Origin of the sequence: Melissospora conviva (assembly GCF_049523535.1) — a bacterium.
GTDB classification, from domain to species: Bacteria; Actinomycetota; Actinomycetes; order Mycobacteriales; family Micromonosporaceae; genus Melissospora; species Melissospora conviva.
This window is the reverse complement of the sequence record NZ_JBLLDT010000010.1, coordinates 119,111-138,981: the sequence shown is the minus strand read 5'-3', so window position 1 is coordinate 138,981 and position 19,871 is coordinate 119,111. Positions and strand designations below refer to the sequence as shown.

16 protein-coding genes and 2 tRNA genes are annotated in these 19,871 nt (G+C 71.2%); 2 read left to right on the top strand and 16 right to left on the bottom strand.

Features of this window, described 5'->3' with window-relative positions; all coding sequences use genetic code 11:
- Positions 1-67 precede the first annotated feature (67 nt).
- The 6 genes from ACK8GG_RS19985 to ACK8GG_RS19960 all read right to left on the bottom strand — a co-directional run bounded on the left by ACK8GG_RS19985 (position 68) and on the right by ACK8GG_RS19960 (position 6,336).
- Positions 68-793: a DMT family transporter gene (locus tag ACK8GG_RS19985; RefSeq protein ID WP_440356974.1), complete on the bottom strand. Its 726-nt coding sequence runs from the start codon at positions 791-793 to the stop codon at positions 68-70.
- A 243-nt stretch (positions 794-1,036) separates the two neighbouring features.
- Positions 1,037-1,113 (bottom strand) — tRNA-Ile (locus tag ACK8GG_RS19980).
- Positions 1,114-1,247: 134 nt separating this feature from the next.
- Complete coding sequence (locus ACK8GG_RS19975; RefSeq protein WP_440354935.1) at positions 1,248-2,939, bottom strand: M16 family metallopeptidase; 1,692 nt, start codon at positions 2,937-2,939, stop codon at positions 1,248-1,250.
- Entirely contained in the window at positions 2,939-3,886 is a 948-nt protein-coding gene (locus tag ACK8GG_RS19970; protein ID WP_440354936.1) for a hypothetical protein, read from the bottom strand. The genes ACK8GG_RS19975 and ACK8GG_RS19970 overlap by 1 nt, the downstream gene beginning before the upstream one ends.
- A gap of 115 nt (positions 3,887-4,001) precedes the next feature.
- The gene (locus ACK8GG_RS19965) at positions 4,002-6,122 is read right to left on the bottom strand and encodes an MMPL family transporter (protein WP_440356973.1); all 2,121 of its coding nucleotides are present in this window, start codon (positions 6,120-6,122) and stop codon (positions 4,002-4,004) included.
- 141 nt (positions 6,123-6,263) lie between these two features.
- Positions 6,264-6,336: transfer RNA gene (locus ACK8GG_RS19960), tRNA-Asn, on the bottom strand.
- Positions 6,337-6,591: 255 nt separating this feature from the next.
- Between ACK8GG_RS19960 and ACK8GG_RS19955 the strand changes: the two genes are divergently transcribed.
- Positions 6,592-7,056: a hypothetical protein gene (locus ACK8GG_RS19955; RefSeq protein WP_440356972.1), complete on the top strand. Its 465-nt coding sequence runs from the start codon at positions 6,592-6,594 to the stop codon at positions 7,054-7,056.
- A gap of 107 nt (positions 7,057-7,163) precedes the next feature.
- Here ACK8GG_RS19955 and ACK8GG_RS19950 read toward each other — a convergent pair whose 3' ends face one another.
- The 7 genes from ACK8GG_RS19950 to dnaG all read right to left on the bottom strand — a co-directional run bounded on the left by ACK8GG_RS19950 (position 7,164) and on the right by dnaG (position 14,947).
- Entirely contained in the window at positions 7,164-8,231 is a 1,068-nt protein-coding gene (locus tag ACK8GG_RS19950) for a polyprenyl synthetase family protein (protein ID WP_440356971.1), read from the bottom strand.
- Positions 8,232-8,624: 393 nt separating this feature from the next.
- Complete coding sequence (locus ACK8GG_RS19945; protein ID WP_440356970.1) at positions 8,625-9,806, bottom strand: YihY/virulence factor BrkB family protein; 1,182 nt, start codon at positions 9,804-9,806, stop codon at positions 8,625-8,627.
- Positions 9,807-9,878: 72 nt separating this feature from the next.
- A complete protein-coding gene (locus tag ACK8GG_RS19940) occupies positions 9,879-10,688 on the bottom strand; it encodes an ABC transporter permease (RefSeq protein WP_440354939.1) in 810 nt (269 codons plus the stop codon).
- Positions 10,689-10,699: 11 nt separating this feature from the next.
- Positions 10,700-11,482, bottom strand: a complete 783-nt coding sequence (locus ACK8GG_RS19935; RefSeq protein ID WP_440354940.1) for an ABC transporter permease — start codon at positions 11,480-11,482, stop codon at positions 10,700-10,702.
- Positions 11,483-11,530: 48 nt separating this feature from the next.
- Positions 11,531-12,463, bottom strand: a complete 933-nt coding sequence (locus ACK8GG_RS19930) for an ABC transporter ATP-binding protein (protein ID WP_440350639.1) — start codon at positions 12,461-12,463, stop codon at positions 11,531-11,533.
- Positions 12,464-12,541: 78 nt separating this feature from the next.
- Positions 12,542-13,069 carry a hypothetical protein gene (locus ACK8GG_RS19925; RefSeq protein WP_440356969.1) on the bottom strand — a complete coding sequence of 176 codons (528 nt, stop codon included), beginning with the start codon at positions 13,067-13,069 and terminating at the stop codon, positions 12,542-12,544.
- Between the two features lie 3 nt (positions 13,070-13,072).
- Positions 13,073-14,947, bottom strand: coding sequence for a DNA primase (dnaG, locus tag ACK8GG_RS19920; protein ID WP_440350641.1), 1,875 nt, complete (start codon positions 14,945-14,947; stop codon positions 13,073-13,075).
- A 159-nt stretch (positions 14,948-15,106) separates the two neighbouring features.
- On the opposite strand from dnaG, the gene ACK8GG_RS19915 reads away from it, so the two are divergent.
- Complete coding sequence (locus tag ACK8GG_RS19915) at positions 15,107-16,309, top strand: MFS transporter (RefSeq protein WP_440354942.1); 1,203 nt, start codon at positions 15,107-15,109, stop codon at positions 16,307-16,309.
- Positions 16,310-16,334: 25 nt separating this feature from the next.
- On the opposite strand, the gene ACK8GG_RS19910 is transcribed toward ACK8GG_RS19915, so the two are convergent.
- The 3 genes from ACK8GG_RS19910 to ACK8GG_RS19900 all read right to left on the bottom strand — a co-directional run bounded on the left by ACK8GG_RS19910 (position 16,335) and on the right by ACK8GG_RS19900 (position 19,844).
- Positions 16,335-17,171 (bottom strand): siderophore-interacting protein, encoded by an 837-nt coding sequence (locus ACK8GG_RS19910; RefSeq protein ID WP_440354943.1) that lies wholly within the window; start codon positions 17,169-17,171, stop codon positions 16,335-16,337.
- A 49-nt stretch (positions 17,172-17,220) separates the two neighbouring features.
- A complete protein-coding gene (locus ACK8GG_RS19905; protein ID WP_440356968.1) occupies positions 17,221-18,558 on the bottom strand; it encodes an MFS transporter in 1,338 nt (445 codons plus the stop codon).
- Positions 18,559-18,815: 257 nt separating this feature from the next.
- Positions 18,816-19,844 carry an alpha/beta hydrolase gene (locus ACK8GG_RS19900; RefSeq protein ID WP_440356967.1) on the bottom strand — a complete coding sequence of 343 codons (1,029 nt, stop codon included), beginning with the start codon at positions 19,842-19,844 and terminating at the stop codon, positions 18,816-18,818.
- Between the last annotated feature and the right edge of the window lie 27 nt (positions 19,845-19,871).

Below are 19,871 nucleotides of genomic sequence, written 5' to 3'. Positions count from 1 at the left end.
CACCTACTACCAACGGTCCAGGCAGCCTAACTAACATCGACACATCGACCCTGTCCGTCGAAACGGGTCAAGCCCAGTTCAGGACGTAGGCGATGCCGGTGCCGAGGGCACCCAGCACGAGCAGACTTCCCACCGCGTCCCACCGCCACTCGGGCGCATCGAGGCCGGCGAACGGCATCGCCAGGGCGAGCAGGACCGTGGCGGCCCCGAGCTGGCTCGCGGACAACACCAGCGGGCTGATACCCCGCCCGGTCAAGTAGCGGCCCATGTAGACGTAGCTGAGACCGTAGCTGGCCGACGCCGCCAGGCAGGCAAGTCCACCCCAGCTCGCGATTTCGGCAGCGGACTCCCACGGCGAGAAGATGACCACCACACCGAGGAACCCGACCGCGAACCCGACCGCCTTGGTGGCCGTGACGTTGGGGTCGACGCCGACCAGGAACGCCAGCAGCAGGGTCCACAGCGGGGTCGTGGCGTTGAGCACCCCGGCCACGTTCGATCCGACTGTCTGCTCACCGAGACCGAACAGGAAGTACGGGATCGCGTTGGCGACCAGCGCGGCCATGAACAGATGACCCCACGTCCGCCCGTCGCGGGGGAACCGCAGCCCTCGGAACATGACGATGGGCGCCAGCACCAGGAACCCGAGCAGCAGCCGGCCGAACGTGATCTGCACCGGATTGAACCCACGTAACGCGAGCTTGATCCACAGGAAGCTAGATCCCCAGAGCAGCGCCAGGGCGGCCATCCAGGCGACTCCGGCCCCGGTGACGCCCTGGCGGTCAGTCTTCAACGGCCATCTCGTAATCGAGGCCGTTGATGTGCGCTCGATCGGATGCCATCGGCGAAATACCCAGTTCCCCCGGCACACCACCTCACCACCGTCGCCCAAACCGAGGCGTTCGGCAACGACAACCGGCGAGGCTACGCGGGTCATGGATCTGCTGCTGCGGACTCAGTGCGGACTGAGAGCGCTAGTCCCGATTTTGACGCCGTGCGTACGGGGCGTCGGCGCGCCATGAGCAGGACTTTCACGTGGTGGGGCGGGCGGGACTCGAACCCGCGACCGAGGGATTATGAGTCCCCTGCTCTAACCGACTGAGCTACCGCCCCGTGACCGGCCGGATGATCCTACCCGCCGGCGCACCGCCCGGGAGTGCCCTGTTCGCGCCAGCACTCCCCCGCCGGATCGCACCTGTCCCGCTGCCGCAGCCGACCAGATAATGCCGGCTGCGGCAGCGTACGGATCAGCTGCTGCGGATGCGCCGCCACAGCGGCGGGATCGGCAGCGCGAGGACGGCGGCGAAGACCGCCATGACCACGACCATGATCCAGAGCTCGTCGTCTCCCGGCTCCATGATCAGGGCTACCGCGAGCAGCGCCGCGAATCCGGCGCAGAGGGTGGCGCCGACGGCGCTGAGCAGCATGCCGATGATGTGCAGCGCCCCAGCGGGTTTCTTCGGGCCGGTCGCCAGCGCCACGTGCTCGCCGGCGACCGGGATGTCCTCGGGGTCGCGCGGCGGCAGGAAGACCTTGCGGTCGGGCGGCACGAGCTGGTCGACGGCCCGCAACGCTTCGGGGGTGAGGTAGTAGAGGTTCGGTTCGACCGTCACGGCGATGCCGTCGTTGCCGATCAGGCGCCGGCCGCCGTCGGGCCAGCAGAGCATCGCCGCGCACTCGGCGAACCGGACGGCGGCCACCCCGTCACCGGCGAACGGAACGTAGCTGACTCCTTCGGCGCCGATCAGCAGCTGCCCGGTGCCTTCCCGGGACGCGTGCGGCGTGCCGGGGATCGGGGCGGTCGACCGGGTCGGCGCGGCGACGTGGCCGGCCCAGTCGGCGGCCAGCCCGTCCGGCACCATCAGCAGCGCGTTGGCCGTCAGCTCGCCGGCCACCGCCCGCAGGTCGTCGAGGGTCACCGCCTTGATCTCGGCGCGCAGGTCGTCGACCGTCGGGGTGGGACGCCCGACGAGCAGGTCCAGCGCGTACGACGGCAGGCGCTTGGCGTCGACGTCGACGTCGGTGAGCGACTCTTCCATCTTCGCCACGGTGGCGTCGAGGTCGGCCTGCTCGATGCGGCCGACGCGCAGTTTGGCGAGCACGTCGACGAAGCCGCCGAGGACGGCGTCCTGCTTCTCCGGCAGCGCGTCGGCGAGCGCGCGGATGTGGGCGTACTCGTCGCCGCGCCAGTCGTAGGCGGCGTCGGCGGTGTAGGAGAGGCCCTGCTCCTGGCGCAGGGTGCGGAACAGTTCCCGCTCCAGGACGCCGGCGAAGACGGCGGCGGGGCGTCCGGCGCGTACGACGGCGTCGAGCGCGACCGCCCGCGAACCCGACGCGTAGTAGGCGGGGGTCTGGGGCAGCGCGGAGGAGGCCGCGGGGACGGGGCGGCGTTCGCCGCTGGACAGCGGCAGGCGCAGTCCTTCGGGCACCCGGTCGCCGACGATCCAGCAGACGGCGTTCTCCCGGGTGAAGTAGCGGCCCGCCCAGGCCCGCAGGTCGTCGGGGCCGATCATGTGCAGCCCGAACTCCCGGTAGCTGACCAGCCCGTAGTCCTGGGCGCCGTGGCGCCAGAGCGGCATACCGTCCATGACGCCGGTGCCGCGGCTGCTCTCCTCGGTGCGCAGGATCTCCTTCTCCACCTCCAGCCGCTGCATGGGCAGGTTCTGCAGGGATTCGCAGACGCCGGTGAGGAAACCGGCGACGTGCGCTTCGGAGCCCTGGTTGTGGAAGTGGGTGAAGATCTGATCGGTGGCGCCGTTGTAGTGGTAGTCGGCCTGGCCGATCGTGGCGAGCGCCAGATGTTCGAGCAGGTGGGTGATGCCGCGCCGGGCCAGGGTCTCGTCGGCCGAACCGACCCGGAAGATCAGCCCGGCCCGCATCGGGCCGGAGCCGGGCGCGAGCAGCGTCGGCACACCGTCGATCTCGAGCTGCTGGATCATCAGGCGGCACCCTTCGCGTACGCCTCGGCGCGGTACCGGACGAATTCCTGCTCGCCGTCGCCGACATAGTCGAAGGCGCTGGCGTTGCCGTACGGTCCGAGTGCGGTGAACTGGGTCAGGGCGGCGCGGTGGTCGCCCATCAGGCTGAACAGGCAGGCGAAGGTGGCGCGTACCCACACCCAGCCGACCGCGTTCGTGAAGTCGGCGTGCCAGACGGAACGCTCGGCGGCGGCGTAGATTTCCTGCCGGACGCGCGGGTCCTGCAGGTACTCGACCGCCTTCTTCTTGCTGCCGAGGGTCCCCATGTATTCGAGGTGTCCCTCGCAGACCAGCACGGCGTTGTGCGAGCCGGGCGGGGCGGTGTCGGTGCACTCCTTGACGAAGGCCTGCACGGCCGGCCAGGAGCCGCCCCACTTGGGGCAGAGCTTCTGCAGCACCGAGGACTGCGCCGGCAGGTGGTGCGGGTCGTGGGCGGCGAGCCGGTCGTAGCGGCGGCGCAGCTCGGAGGGGCCCAGTTGCAGGCCGCGGGCGCTGGTGAGCCGCTTGGCCCAGGCCGGCACATAGTCCGGGTGGCGGGCGGTGACGTCGATCAGGACCTGTTCGGCCCGGCACAGATAGGCGCGGAAGCCCTCGAACTGTTCCCGGCTGACGTACTTGGCCAGGGCGGCGGTGCGGATCGTCCAGCCGGCCTGGATCAGGTGGGCGCCGAGGAGCGTGCCGATCAGCGCGTCGTCCGGGTCGGCCTGCCACTCCCTGCCCAGCGCGGCCTCGATGCCGCCGATGTCGGTCGCGGTGCCGACGGCGATGGTGGTGGCGTTCGTGTCGAGCCCGGCGAAGACCTTGCGCACCGTGGCGAAATCGCCCGCGGTGAGCGCGATCCGCAGCCGGCCGATCTCCGGGTACGCCGCGCCCGAGGTGAAGTTCGGCGGCGGCAGAGGTTCAGGCATGACGGGCAGAGTAGATGATCTTCAGGATCCGGCGCAGTCCCGTTTCGCAACGGAGCGGCGACAATCCACTGTGGCCCTGCCGCCCAACCCCCAGCCTCCGCCGCCGGCGGGCGGATCAGCGGGAGTGGCGCGGCCGGTAGCTGACCGCGGCGCGCTGCCGGGAGAGGGCGCTGGGCCACCACACCTTCGGCCCGATGTCGTACGCCAGCGCCGGCACCAGCAGCGACCGGACCACGATCGTGTCGATCAGTACGCCGATGGCGACGGCGACCCCGAGTTCGACCAGCACCACCAGCGGCAGCACCGCCAGCGCCGAGAAGGTCGCGGCGAGCACGATCCCGGCCGAGGTGATCACCCCGCCGGTGACGACCAGTCCTTGCAGCACGCCGGCGCGGGTGCCGCGTTTGACCGACTCCTCGCGTACCCGGGTCATCAGGAAGATGTTGTAGTCGATGCCGAGCGCCACCAGGAAGACGAAGGCGAACAGCGGGAACGAGGTGTCCACCCCGGCGAACCCGAAGACGTACCTGAACAGCACCGCGCAGACGCCGAGGGTCGCGCCGTAGGAGAGCACCACGGTCAGGACCAGCAGGATCGGCGCGACCACGGCCCGCAGCAACAGGGTGAGGATCACCAGGATCACCGCCAGCACCACCGGGATGATGAGGTTGCGGTCGCGGGTGGAGGCGTCGGCGGTGTCGACGTTGGTCGCGGTGAAACCCCCCACCACCGCGTCCGACCCGGGTACGGCGTGCACCGCTTCCCGCAGCCGGCGCAGCGTCTGCTCGGCGGCGTCGCTGTCGGGCAGGTCGGCGAAGGTAGCCGCCAGCTCCACCCGCCCGCCGACCACCTTCGGCGCCGGCGCCGGCTGCTGCTGCCCGCCGGTGCTCCCCGCCGGCCGTACGTCGACCACGCCCGGCACCCCGGCGGCGGCCCGGGTCACCTCCTCGGCGGTGTTCTCGGTGGTGAAGATGGTCGCCGGGGAGCCCTGCCCGCCGGGGTAGTGCCGGGCGAGCAGCTCCTGCCCGGCGACCGAGTCGGTGCGTTCGGTGAAGAGGTCCGACTGGCCGAGGGTGGTCGCACCGAGCTGGGTGAGGCCGACCACGAGCACGCCGAGGCCGACGGTCGTGCCGATCCAGACCGGCCGGGCCCGCTTCCCCACCCCGCGGGCGATCCGCGCCCAGAGGCTGTGGGCCTGCTCCGGCTGGGCCCGGTCGGGGTGCGGCACCCGCGGCCAGAACGCCCACCGGCCGCCGAGCAGCAGCAGCGCCGGCAGCAGGGTCAGCATCACGATCAGCGTGCAGGCGATCCCGATCGCCGCGACCGGACCGGTGGAGCGGTTCGAGTTCAGACTCGACAGCAGCAGGCAGAGCAGGCTGGCGATGGTGGTGCCACCGGAGGCGATGATCGCCGGTGCGGTGCCCTTCCACGCCGCGCGTACCGCCTGGGTGGGGGTGTCGCGCAGGTGCAGTTCCTCGCGGTAGCGGGCGATCAGCAGCAGCGCGTAGTCGGTGCCGGCGCCGAAGACCAGCACGGTGAGGATGCCCTGGGCCTGGCCGTTGAGCGTTACCGCGCCGGCGTCGGCGAGCAGATAGACGAAGAAGGCCGCCAGCGCGTACGACACGATCGCCGAGAGCAGCGGGATGATCCAGAGGCTCGGGCTGCGGTAGACGATCAGCAGGATCACCAGCACCACGCAGAGGGTGACCAGCAGCAACGGCCCGTCGATCTGGCCGAAGACCTCCACCAGGTCGCTCTGCAGCCCGGCGGGGCCGGCGACGTGCACTGTCATCCCGTCGGTCTGTTCACCGGCGATGCGGCGCAGCTCGCCGATGGTGTCGCCGGTTTCGGTGCTGTCGGCCTGGGAGACCTGCACGATCACCTGCAGGGCCTGGCCGTCCTCGCTGGGCAGCGGCGGCGACACCGGCGGTATGACGCCGGGGACCTCGGCGAAGCGGGCGCTCTGCGCGGCCACCTGCTGCCGGTCGGCGTCGGTGATGCCGGCGGCGCGGGCGTAGACGACGAAGGCGGGTGCGGCCTGCACGTCGGCGAACTCGGTGGAGAGCTCCTGTGCCCGGGTCGCCTCGGCGTCGGCCGGCAGGAAGGCGGTGTTGTCGTTGGTGGCGACCTCGCTGAGCCGCCCGGCGAACGGTCCGGTGACCCCGCCGATCACGAGCCAGCCGAGCACGATCGCGAAGGCGATCAGTGAGCCGGCGTGCCGGCGTGCTGCGCTCATCGCTCCCCCGACACCCCGTACGGCGTACCGATGCGCCGGCAGGGGTGGTCGCATCGGGGGCACCGGCGTCACGACGGTGGTTCCGGCCCCGAACACGACAATGCCCGCCGGCGATGCCGGCGGGCGGGAATTGCGGAAAAGCTCCCCCGTTTGGACTCGAACCAAAAACCTGCCGGTTAACAGCCGGCTGCTCTGCCAATTGAGCTACGGGGGATCGCAGCTGTAGCTCGGCTCAGGATCTCCCTGCGCCGTGCGACGGCACAAGAGTACAGGACAACCAGGGGGTCCGGTCCAGGGGGTTACCGGGAAGCCGACCCGCCCAAGAAACGGACAAATCCACATCTCGGCGCAACGAGGCATGAGCGCGGAGGAGGATGGGTAGTTAGATGCGGACAGCAGGGACGCAGGCGCGACCGCCATGACCCGAACCCGGGTCGTGACTGGCGCGCCAGGCACGAAGGGAGCCGCCATGCGCGGAAAGCTTATGTTCATCGGCGGGCTGGCTGCGGGGTTCGTCCTGGGCGCCCGTGCAGGCCGCGAGAAGTACGAGGAGCTGGTCGTCAAGGGCCGCAAGGTGCTTGACCACCCGACGGTGCAGGAGGCCGCAGGCGTCGCCCAGGCGCAGGCCAACCGCCTCTACAGCGAGGGCAAGGACAAGATCGGCCAGTCGAAGATCGGCGAGAAGCTCAGCACCGGCAACGGTTCGAGCGGCATGGGCAGCAGCTCCACCAGCAGCCCGAGCAGCAGCTCGAGCAGCCCGAGCGGCAACACCGGCTCGACGACCGGCAAGTCCGATGACACCTTCGCGGGCTCGGCGGCCAAGAGCGGCAGCTCTTCGTCCGCTTCGGTCCCCTCTTCCGGCAGCTCCTCGGCGACCACCTCGCCGCGGAACAAGCCGGCCGGTCCGGGAACCGGCACCAGCGGCAGCATCTGAGCCGCCCCAGAAGCTACGGGCCGGTCGCCGTCAGGCGACCGGCCCGCGCTTGGTGAACCGGGTACGCGACAGGCGTACCCGGTTCGTTGTCTTTCAGGTGCCGGGGCTCAGACGTCGCGGTGGATGGCGTCGCCGGCCAGCGCGGCCAGCACCACCCGCGCCTCCTCGGTGATCGGCGCCGCCGCCAGCGCGCCCATCGCCGCCTCGGCCCGCTCCGCGATCATCTGCTCGATCTGCGCGCGGGCACCGGTCCCGGTGATGATGGCACGCAACCGCGCCGCGCCCTCGGCGTCGAGGGACGGGTTGCCGAAGAGCTCGTCGAGCTGCTGCCGCTGCGTGGCGTCGGCCCGGTCCCGCACCAGCGCCATCATCACGGTCGGCTTCCCCTCCCGCAGGTCGTCCAGGACCGGCTTGCCCGTCACCGCCGGGTCGCCGAAAACGCCGAGCACGTCGTCGCGGAGCTGAAAGGCGTCACCGAGCGGGTCACCGAACGCCGCGAGCGCCTCCAGCACCGCCGGCTGCGCCCCGGCCAGTGCCGCGCCGATCTGCAGCGGACGGGTGATGGTGTAGCGGGCGGTCTTCATCCGGATCACCTTCAGGGCGCCCTCGACCGACCCTTCGCGCATCCCGGCGGCGAGGTCGAGGTACTGCCCGGCGATCACCTCGGTGCGCATGGCGGCGAAGACGTTGTAACCGCGGTGCACCTGCTCGGGCCGCAGCCCGCACTCGTGGAACATCTGGTCGGCCCAGGCTGCGCAGAGATCCCCGGCGAGCAGCGCGGTGCTCTGCCCGTACGACTCGGGGTCGCCACGCCAGCGCGACTGCACGTGCAGGTCGGCGAAGAGCCGGTGCACCGAGGGTTCGCCCCGGCGCTGCTCGCTGCTGTCCATGATGTCGTCGTGGATCAGCGCGAAGGCGTGGAAGAGCTCCAGCGCCGCCGAGGCGATCACAATGGGATCGCCGTCGGGCTCCCCCGCTCCCCGCCAACCCCAGTAGCAGAAGAGCGGCCGCAGCCGTTTGCCGCCGGAGAGAATGAACCGCCGCAGCTCGGTGAAGACCTCCGCGGTGCGTCCGGTGGACCAGTCGGGGGTCCGCTGGTCGAGGAAGGTGGCGAGTTCCGCGTCGAACCGGACGCGCAGGTCCAGCGCTTGCGCCGTCGTCATCGTCATCGTCATCGTGCCCTCCAGGAGGTGGATTCGCCGGCCTGCTGGTGAGCCGACCTCGCTGTGGTGCCGCCGGTGCCCGGGTGGAGCCGGACGGCACCGGATCGCCGTGGTGGTGGCGACGCCGGTCAGAAAAGTGGTCGAAGTGTCACGGTCGGGAGTCGCAGTGCCGAACATATCCGAGCGAGCAGGCGAGGGACCTGCATTCGGCTTCCTGACCAGCGGTGGGATACGCCCTTTCGCACGGATCGATGGATCTCGGCGGAAGTCGGCGCAGCACGAACCGGCCCCCAGACCCCGGAGCGTGACCAACCGATTTCCATACAGGACAGTAACCTGATCATGACTCCGAGCGGAACCGCGAGTTCGCGGTTCCGCTCGGTGACATCGGCAACGTTGTGCCCGCTACGTCTCGCTCTTGCGCAGCTTGCGGTCGTCGCGCAGCTGCACGTAAGGCTCCTCGTCGACCGGGTGACCGGCGGAGATGGCCCGGCTGCGCTCAAGCTCGGCATCGAGCTCGCCGCCGAAGAGGATCGCCAGGTTGGTCAGCCAGAGCCAGACCAGGAAGACGACCACGCCCGCCAGCGCGCCGTAGGTCTTGTTGTAGGACCCGAAGTTGCCCACGTAGAAGGCGAAACCGCCGGAGACGACCAGCCAGATCAGCACGGCGACGATCCCGCCCGGGCTGATCCAGCGGAAACCGCCGTGGCGGGCGTTGGGCGCGGCCCAGTACAGCAGCGAGAACATCAGGCTGACCAGCACGATCAGCACCGGCCACTTGGCGATGTTCCAGACGGTGACGGCGGCTGCGCCCAGTCCGATCAGGTCACCGGCCACCTCGGCGATCCGCCCGGTGAAGACGACGATCAGGACGCTGGCGATCAGCATCAGCCCGACCAGCGCGGTGACCCCGACCCGGATCGGCAGGGTCTTCCAGATGGGCCGCCCCTCCGGCACGTCGTAGATCGCGTTGGAGGCCCGCATGAAGGCCGCAATGTAGCCGGAGGCCGACCAGAAGGCGGCGAGCAGACCGAAGATCGCCACCAGGCTCGCCGCGTCGCTGCGCTGCACCTGGCCGATCGCGTCGGTAATGACCTTGGTGAGTTCGGGGCTCGGCACCACCTGGCCGACGGTGTCCCGGACGGAATCGGGGTCGCCCTGCCCGACCAGGCCGAGCAGCGAGACCAGCACCAGCAGCCCGGGAAAGATTGAGAGCACCCCGTAGTAGGTCAGCGCGGCGGCCCAGTCGGTCAGGCCGTCGTTGGAGAACTCCTTGACGGTGCGCTTGACCGCCGAGAACAGGGACGAGCCGGGCAGGCCCGTCGGACTGTCCGGGCCGGCGTCCGGTCCGGGGGGTGCGTTCTTGTCGGGACGGCCGTCGCCGTCGCGCGGCACCGGCGCGGGCGCCGGCACCTCGTCCTCGTTGCGCCGCGTCGCCGGCGGGACCGCCCGGCCCTCGTCTGCGTTGCGCTGCGTCCCCGACGGGACCGCTCGGTCCTCGTCTGCGTTGCGGTTCGCGGGCGAGGGGGACGGCAGGTCGTTGTCGTCGCGGCGTGATCCCTGCTCCGGGTGTCGTTCGGTGGTCATGGTGGCTCCCTCGCTGTGCCGGCCACCCCGCTATGCCCGAAGCCCGGTCCCGCTAATCGCCGAGGGTCACTTTCACTTGCAGAGCAGCCGGTCGACCCGCCGGCCGGCAGCGGCCAGCCCGATCACCACGGCCGCGAGCAGGTAGACGACGTCGAGCAGCAGTGTCCAGTCGGCCGTGCCCAGGGTGATGCCGCGGATCAGGTGGACAGTCCGGTAGAGCGGAGTGAGCTCGATCAGCGCGCCCAGCGCCGCCGGGTACGCGCTCAGCGGCACGAAGGTGCCCGAGAAGAGGAAGAGCGCGAACTGCACCGAACTGATCAGGTCGAAGTCCTGCCAGCTGCGCAGGTACGTCGCGAACGCCATGCCGAGCGACCCGAAGGCGAAACCGGCCAGCACCGCGGCCGGGAAGGCCACCAGCGCACGTCCGACGCTGGTGAGGTCCATCAGCACCATCAGGCCCAGGAAGGCCGCCGAGTAGGCCGAACCGCGGATCATCGCCCAGATGAGCTCGCCGAAGGCGATCTCGAACGGCCGTACCGGGGTGGCGATCACCCCGTCGTACAGCTTCATGAACTTCATCTTGCCGAAGAAGTTGAAGGTGGTCTCCGACAGCGCGCCGTTCATCGCCGAGGCGGCGAGCATCGCCGGTGCCACGAAGGCGGCGTAGGAGACGACCTGCCCGCCGGTCAGGGTCAGGTCACCGATCAGGCCACCGACGCCGACACCGATGGAGAAGAGGTAGAGCACCGGCTCGAGGAAACCGGAGACCATGACCAGCCAGTACGCCGACTTCAGCGCCGCGAAGTTGCGGCCGGTCACCGACAGCGAGCGGCGCGAAGCGGTGGTGAGCCCGGCGAGCCGGGGCAACAGCAGCGCGACCATGACCCTCCTTCCTAGTCCACGAGCCGGCGGGCGAACTGCCGCCGGGCCAGCCACCAGCCGACCACCGCCCAGGCGGCCAGATAGAGCAGATGCCCGGCGGCCGGCCAGTACGGCGTGGTGCCGAGCGTCGCCGCGCGGGAGAGCTCGACGGAATGCCAGAGCGGCGAGGCGTACGCCAGCCAGCGCAGCACCGGCGTCAGCTCGGCCACCGGGAAGAAGACCCCGGAGAAGAGCGTCATCGGGATCACGCCGAAGCGCATCAGCAGGGCCAGGAAGCTGTCGCTGGAGACGCGCGCGGCATAGGCGATGACCGGGGAGATGACGGCGAGACCGAGCAGCACCTGCACCGGCACCACGGCCAACGCCCAGAGCGAGTGCAGGGTGCCGAAGGCGGCTGCCACCGCGAGGAAGATCGTGGAGCTGAGCAGCACCCGGAAGAGCAGGAAGAGCAGCTGGCCGCCGAGGATGTCAGCGACCCGCAGGGGGGCGGCGGCCTGGGCGAAGTAGGTCTTCTCCCACTCGAACCGGCCGAAGACCGGCCAGAGCGACTCACCGATCGCCACCTGGAACGCGGTGGAGGCGATCAGCCCCGGCACCAGGTAGTCGAGGTACGGCACGCCGTCGACGCCGCCGGTGACGTAGGAGCCGACGCCGACACCGAAGCCGACCAGGGTCAGCACGGGCAGCAGGAAGGAGGAGAAGACACTGCCGTACCAGGACCGGCGGAAGTTGATCAGGTGGTACTCGAAGACCATCAGGGCCGGCATCCGGGCGACCCCGGGCTGCTGCGTCATCTCTGCTCCCGTGCTGGCGGCGGTGGTAGGCGGCGTCACCACGGCCGGCTATTCGATCAGGGTACGGCCGGTGAGGTGCAGGAAGACGTCCTCCAGGCTGGAGCGGCGCACCAGCACCCCCTCCGGGCGCAGCGCCCGCTCGTGCACCTGGGCGACCGCGGCGTCGCCGTCGGGGACGTAGAGCAGGATCCGGTCCGGCAGCACCTCGATGCGCTCGCCGAGACCGGCCAGCTTGCCGGCGAAGTCCTGCTGCGACTCGGTGGAAAAGCGCAGCTCGACCACCTCACGGGTGGAGTAGCGGGTGATCAGGTCCCGAGGCGCGCCCTCGGCGACGATGCGCCCGCCGTCCATCACCACGAGCCGGTCGCAGAGCTGCTCTGCCTCGTCCATGTAGTGGGTGGTGAGCACCAGCGTGACGCCCTGCTGCTTGAGGCGGAACAGCCGCTCCCAGACCAGGTGCCGGGCCTGCGGGTCCAGGCCGGTGGTCGGCTCGTCCAGCAGCACCATGCGCGGCTCGTTGACCAGCGCCCGGGCGATCGTCAGCCGCCGCTTCATGCCGCCGGAGAGGGGCTCGACCTTGTGGTCGGCCCGCTCGGTGAGCTGCACGAAGTCCAGCAGCTCGTCGGCGCGGCGGCGGGCCACCCGGCGCGGGATGCCGAAGTAGCGGGCGTAGGTGGTGAGGTTTTCCCGGACGGTCAGCTCCGGGTCGAGGTTGTCCAGCTGCGGGCAGACGCCGAGCTGGCCGCGGATCGCCGGGCCTTCGCGGCGCGGGTCCAGACCGAGGATACGCAGCTCGCCGTCGGTCGGGGGCGAGACGCAGCCGATCATGCGCATCGTGGAGGACTTGCCGGCGCCGTTGGGTCCGAGGAAGCCGAATGCCTCCCCCGCCTGCACCTCGACGTCGATGCCGTCGACGGCGACGAAGTCACCGAAGCGTTTGACCAGCCCTTTGGCCTGGATGAGAGGTTGCCCCGTGGTCACCGGCAGACTCTAGCGCCCGGGTCGGACAACCTCGCAACGGTTATCCGCCCGGACCGGGAGCGAGGCGCCAGCCCGCGCTCAGTCGGCGAGGGCCGATGCCTCCTGGGCGGCCCGCACCATCCGATCGGTCTCGGCCACGATCTCGGGGTCGTCGGTGCGCGTGCCCGGGTCGTAGCGGACCGTCCAGGTGACACCGTCCACGCCGGGCGCCCGCCGGGCGGCGATCCGCACTCCCCCGCCGGGCAGCGGATGGTGCACCGTGTGGAAGACCGAGCCGGTCACCCGCAGCCGCACCTGTGCCGGGACCGCTCCCGGCTCCGGCAGCTCGAAGGTGTCGACCGGCCGGTCACCCATCACCAGGTAGCCGTCGCGCTCGGCGACCTGCTCGGCCGCGGTGATCGCCAGCTCCCGCCCCGACCAGATCGCCTTGTGCACCTCGTGCCAGCCGAGCCGGCGCTCAGCGGCCGGCAGCCAGAGACCCAGGTTCGTGACGACCACGGTGCCGTCGCCAACGGCGACCGGTGCCCAGGCCAGCACCCGCTCGTCGCGCTCCAGTGGTGGACGGCGGTCGGCCGGCAGTTTCTTGCTCCGGTTGAACAGGCCCATCCGTCACAGCCCTCCCGCTGCCTGCTCGCGCAGTCCGCGGGCGTGCTGCTCCAGCGAGAGCAGCTCCCCGAAGAGCGCGAAGTACTCGTCCTTGTGCGCCACCGGATTGATCCGCTGGATCTTCGACTTCAATTCCCGGATCCTGCTGGTGGCCGAGCCCAGTTGCAACCGGGCCAGGGTGATCGAGACGTACCGGGGGTCCGGCTCGGTGTCCAGCCGCAGCGGCTCGACCGCCAGTTCGGCCACGAGCGCCTGGGCGGCCAGGTCGTCGCAGACGTCGCGGACCGCCTCGATCCAGACCGCGCCGCCGGTCGCCGCGGCGGCGCCGCCGGCCTTGGCGATCGCCTCCCGCAGCACCTGGTGCACCGGGTGCAGGTACTCCTCGGCACCGACCGCGTCGAACATCGGCCCGGCGAGCACCGGCACCTGCAACGCCAGCTTCAGCGCCTCCCGCTCGACCAGGGATCGCGGGTTGTCGACCACGGGCGCGGCCCGGCCGGCCCGCTGCTGTGGCGCGGGGCGGCCGTCGGGTCCGGTGGCCGGGGCGTTGGCCGCGGCAAGCACCGCCCGCTGCACCGGCTCGACCTCCATGCCCAGGTCGCCGGCGAGTTTGCGGACGTACTCGGGGCGCTTCTCGCGGTCCTTGAGCTTGGCGACCAGCGGCGCCGCGGCGCGCATCGCCTCCACCCGCCCGTCAACGGTGTCCAGGTCGTAGCGGCGCAGCACCTGCCGCAGCGCGAAGTCCACCAGCGGCTCACGGCGGGCGACCAGGTCGCGCACGGCCAGGTCGCCGCGGGCCAACCGCAGGTCGCAGGGGTCCATGTTGTCCGGGCTGACGGCGATGAAGGTACGCCCGACGAAGCGCTGGTCGTCGGCGAAGGCGCGCAGCGCGGCCTTCTGCCCGGCGGCGTCACCGTCGAAGGTGAAGATGATCTCGCCGGCGACGGAGTCGGTGTCCATCAGCAGCCGGCGCAGCACGCTGATGTGGTCGGCGCCGAAGGCGGTGCCGCAGGTCGCCACGGCGGTGGTGACCCCGGCCAGGTGGCAGGCCATCACGTCGGTGTACCCCTCGACGATCACCGCCCGCCCCTGCTTGGCGATCTCCCGCTTGGCCTGGTCGATGCCGTAGAGGACGTGCGACTTCTTGTAGATCGGCGTCTCGGGGGTGTTGAGGTACTTCGGCCCGTCGTCGTCGTCGAAGAGCTTGCGGGCACCGAAGCCGATCACGTCACCGGCGAGGTCGCGGATCGGCCAGAGCAGCCGGCGGCGGAACCGGTCGATCAGCGAACCGGAGCGCGCCTCCCGGGCCAGCCCGGCGGTGATCAGCTCCTGGCTGGTGAAGCCCTGCTGGCGCAGGTGCTTGGTGAGCAGGTCCCAGGCGTCGGGGGCGAAGCCGCAGCCGTAGCGCTCGGCGGCGGCGCGGTCGAAGCCGCGGCGGGCCAGGAACTCCCGGGCCGGACGGGCCGGGGCGGTGGCGAGCTGGGCGGCGTAGAACGCGGCGGCGGCGGCGTGCGCGGCGATCAGCCGCTGCTTCTGACCCTGCTGCGGCCGGGGCCGCGGCGCGCCGTCGGTCTCCTCGTAGCGCAGCTGGATGCCGGCGCGCCCGGCGAGGCGCTCCACCGACTCGACGAAGCTCAGGTGCTCGGCGTCCATCAGGAACTTGATCGCGTCGCCACCCTGGCCGCAGCCGTGGCAGAAGTAGACGTTGCGAGCCGGGGCCACCGTGAACGACGGGGTCTTCTCGTCGTGGAACGGGCAGAGCCCCTTGAGATTGCCGCCGCCGGCCGACTTGAGCGTCACCGTCTCGGAGATGATGTCGGCGATCGAGGTGCGCTCCCGGACCAGCGCGATGTCCTCGTCCCGGATCCGTCCAGCCATCAACACCTCCCTCAAGGCTTACATCCTGCCCTGCAAGGGCAGCGTCGCGACGACGGGGGCGCGGGGCGGTGTCCCAGCAGATAAGCGCCCGCGCTTTTTCCGACAGGCTGTCGGTAGGATTTCCCCGACTGCCGCACCAACGTCGGAAGAGACCGGATCATGCGCCGTTCCGCCCTGCTCACCGTCTGCCTGGCGGTCTTCGTCGACATGCTCGGTTTCGGCATCATTCTGCCCCTGTTGCCCTTCCACACCCAGGACCTGGGTGGCACCGGCATCTGGGTCGGCGCGCTGCTCACCTCGTACGCCGCCGCGCAGTTCGTCGCCGCACCGGTCCTCGGCTCGCTCTCGGACCGTTTCGGCCGCCGCCCGGTCCTGATCGCCGCGCTACTCGGCTCGGCGATCTCGCTGGCGCTGACCGGTGTCGCCGGCACGCTCGCCACCCTGCTGCTGGCCCGGGTCGTCGCCGGCGCGTTCGGCGGCGCGATCGCCATCGGTCAGGCGTACGTCAGCGACTTCACCGTGGGCAAGGCCCGCACCCAGGCGCTCGGCATGATCGGCGCCTCGATCGGCATGGGCTTCGTCTTCGGCCCGGCCATCGGGGCGCTCCTGGCCGACCTCGGCTTCGCCGGGGTGAGCTTCGTGGCCGCCGGCGTCGCCCTGGCGAACGCGATCCTCGGCTACTTCCTGCTGCCCCGCACCACGCCGGCCGCGGCCGGCGCCCCGGCCCGGCGCGGCGGCGGCAACCCGCTGACCGCGCTGCGCCATGCGCTGGGCAACGCCACCCTGCGCCCGCTACTGCTGGTGATCTTCGCCTTCACCTTCGCCTTCGTCGGCATGGAGGCGACGTTCGCACTGCTCGGCGCGGAGCGTTTCGGCCTCGACGCGCGCGCCCTCGGTCTGGTCTTCGCCGGTATCGGCATCATGATGGCGATCGTGCAGGGCGGGCTGGTCGGCCGGCTCTCGGGTAGCTTCGGCAACCGGAAGGTGGCGATCGCCGGTGCGCTCCTGCTCGCCGCGGGGCTGGTGATCCTGCCCTTCGTCTCCCCCTGGGTCGGCTACCCGGCGCTCGGGCTGCTCGCCGTCGGCCAGGGCCTGCTGACCACCACCACCTCGGCGCTGATCGCCGAGGAGGGCGGCGCGGAGCTGGGTGGCGCCTTCGGAGTGAGCCAGTCCGCCTCGGCGCTGGCCCGGGCCCTGGGCCCGCTGGCGGCCGGCGCCCTCTACGACGTGAAGATCCCGCTGCCGTACCTGCTCGGGGCGGCGCTGGCGCTGCTGGCGGCGGCGCTGCTGGTCAGCCGGCGGCGCGGCGGCACCGCCCCGGCCACGCCGGCCGAGACCGGTCAGCCCGCGACGGCGAGCTGAGGCGCCGCCGCGGGAAACCGCCGGCTCAGTCGGCCAGGGCGGCCGACTCCTCGGCCTCGATCCGCTGGTTCCAGTCGCGCTTGACCGCGCGCCAGCCCTCGTCGTCGACGCCCCGGCGCCAGTAGCCGGAGATGGAGAGGGTCGCGGCCGGCAGGCCGTGCTCGACGCGGAGCAGGCGGCGCAGGTCCCGGACGAAGCCGGCCTCGCCGTGGACGAATGCCTGCGGGACACCCGCGGGCCAGGCCAGCGCCCGTACGGCAGCGGTCAGTGCCTGGCCGACAGGGCGGCCGTCGCGGTGCACCCAGACGATCTCGGCGTCGGCGGCGGTGGGTAGCGGCTGCTCCTCGGCGGCGTCGGCGACCTCTACGAAGACCCGCGCCACCGCGCCGGCCGGCAGCCGCTCCAGGCCGGCGGCGATCGCGGGCAGGGCGCTCTCGTCGCCGGCGAAGAGGTGCCAGTCGGCGGCCGGGTCCGGCGCGTAGCCGCCGCCGGGGCCGAGGAAGCAGATCTCGTCGCCGGGCTGCGCGGCGGCCGCCCACGGGCCGCCCAGACCCACGTCGCCGTGATAAACGAAGTCGATGGTCAGCTCGCCCGCGGCCGGATCCCACCGGCGGATCGTGTACGTGCGCAGCCGCGGCCACTGCTCCCGGGGCAGGTCGGCACGGATCGCGTCGAGGTCCAGCGGCCGCGGATACTCCACCCCCGACGGCGCGAAGATCAGTTTCACGTAGTGGTCGGTGTAGTCGCCGACCGTCAGCCCGGCAACGGCCTCACCCCCCAGCACGACACGGATCATGTGGGGGGTGAGCCGCTCGGTGCGGAGCACCCGCGCCGAGTTGACCTTGTTCTTCCGCTCCGTCATGTAGCCAAGGCTAACCTCAGTCGCCGTGGCCGCTGCCGGGGTCCCGCGGTCAGTCCGCCTCTGCGTGGGTGATGCGGGACCGCACGATCAGGCCGTAGACGCACGCCACCGCGGCGAGCACGCCGAAGAGCACGAACGGTCCGGCGGGACGCCAGCCGTCGTAGAGCGGGCCACCGGCCGCGAAGGCGATCATGATGCCGATGCCCCCGCTGAGCGAGAAGGTGCCGATCACCGAGCCCCGGGTACGGGTCGGCGCCTGCTCGGCGATGAGCACCTGGCTGGAGATCACCGCACAGACCTGGCCGAGGCCGATCAGGGCCGCGACGAGGTAGCCGGTGAGGCTGAAGGGGTTGTCGACCAGCAGGGTCGCGCAGTAGCCGACCGCCGCGGTGCCGAGGGAGATGATCACCGCGTCGGTACGGGTCAACTTGTCGGCGATGATGCCGATCATCGGCGCGCCGACGAGGGCGACACCGTTGGCGACGCCGAGCAGGATGCCTGCCTTGGCCAGCGCCTCGGCCTCGCTGAGCCCGAGAACCTCGCTGCCGTACTGCTGGGCCCAGAGCGTCAGGTACGCCCCGACGAGCGCCAGGTCGGCCCGGGCGACGAAGGCGCTGGTGTAGGCGAAGGAGACGCCGGGCCGGCGGGCCTCGGTCACCCCTTCGCGCAGCAGCTTGAGCAGGGGGATGCGTTCGGTCTGGACGATCGCCTGTCCACCGCGCAGTCCGAGTTGCATCGCCAGCGCGGTGAGCAGCGCCAGCCCGGCGACGACCAGGTAGGTGGTCCGCAGGGCGGCAACTTCGCCCATTCCGCTTCCCTCGAAGATGTCGGGGAGCTTGACCAGGAAGAAGTAGGTGGCGACGGCGCCGATGCCGTTGCAGACGCCGACGAAACCGTTGGCGGTGCCCCGGGTCTCGTTGCGGACGTAGTCGGCGACGACCGCGGTGAGCATCACCGTCACCATCGCCACGCCGACCGCGGCGATGCTGCGGGCCACGTAGTAGGGCAGCACCCCGCCGACGAAGGGGGCCATCGCCAGGCCGAGGCCGATCAGGGCGTAGCCGCCGGCGACGACGGGGCGGCGGCCGATCCGGTCGGACCAGGCGCCGGCGACACCGACGACCGCGATCAGGATGATCTCGGCGAGCAGGCCGGCGATGCCGACCACGGAGCCCTGCTGGTCGCGGGGGACGTCGAGGATCGCGGTCAGCACGGCGGTCTGGATCGCCGGGATGAACGTGAACATCATGATCGACGTCAGCGCCATCCAGTAGTACGTGCTGATGTTGATCCGCGTGGTGCCGGCCGAGAGCCGCAGTGGGCCGAACCGCACGGGCTTCGGCTCTGGCGTGCTCGGGACGGCGTCGTCCACCTGGCTCTGCGACATGCTTTCCCTGCCCTTCACACGGCGAACGGAAACGCCGTTTCGCAAAAAGTAGCAAGGGATCGGGGCCAAAGGACCCTATTGATCTTGACTTTACTGCCAGGCGGGACGGTTGCCTGACGCAACAGATCGGGCCGGCTGGATACCTCGGGCACCGCCCCCGCGGCCTGGCGGCCAGGTCCAGCGGGGCGCGGCGGCCAGGTCGGCGGCCCCACTGCCAGGTCAGCGGGGCAGCGGCCGGGTCAGCGGCGGCGGCCGGGTCAGCGGGACAGCCGCTGCGCCAGCCAGGCAAGCGCGAGCGGGTACCGGTAGTCGATCGCCATGTGGGTGGCGTCGAAGAGCTCGAAGTGCACCCGGTCGGCCGGCACGCCGACGCGCTCCAGCCCGGCGCGGAACGCCTCCGCCCCCAGATCGAGGAACCACTCGTCCTTCGTACCCGCGTCGATCCAGACGGCGGTCAGCGACCGGAGCGCGTCGGCGTACCGGTCGACCATCCGCACCGGGTCCCACTCCAGCCAGCGCTGCCAGAGCTCCGGGCGCAACTGACCGGTCCGCGGATCGAAGGGCAGCTGCACCGTGCCGTCCTCGGCCGCCGAGAAGGCCGCGCTGCAGCCCAGCACCATGCCCAGCGTCTGGTCGCCCGGCCTGGTGTTCGCCACCCGCGACCGGAAGTCCTCCCACCAGCGGAAAATGTCGTGGTCGTACTCGCGCAGGTAGCGGGCCGCCTGGGCGAACTCGCCCAGATAGCAGTACTCGTAGAGGCTGTCGCCGGCGTGGGTGGCGAGCGCGCCGAAGAGGTCCGGCCGCAGCATCGGCGTGATCATCGCGCCGAAGCCACCGGAGGACTTGCCGGCGATCGCCCGGGACGCCGGCGCGGCGATCGTGCGGTAGCGGGCGTCGACCCAGGGCACCACCTCGTCGCAGAGGTACGAGTGGTACGCGCCGGTGCCGGGCGAGTCGACGTACTGGGAACCGCCGTACCGGCTCCAGGCGTCGACGTAGACCACGATGCAGCCCGGCGCCTGCCCGGAGGCGAAGACCGCGTCCGCGGTCTCGATGAAGGGTTGCCGGTACGGCGTGCGGTTGGCCCACATCGTCACCTGGCCGCCGTAGCCCTGGATGACGTAGACGCTGGGGTAACGCGTCTGCGGGGAGTCGTCGTAGCCGGGCGGGGTGTAGACCCAGATCGGCCGCTGGTGCGGGTCGCCGAGCGGGTTGTCGCGCAGCAGCGCGGAGTCGATGACCTCGTGGTCCAGGCGACCAGCCAGTTCGGTGCTCCAGGGCAGCATCGCGCACCTCTCCTCATCCGGACGGCA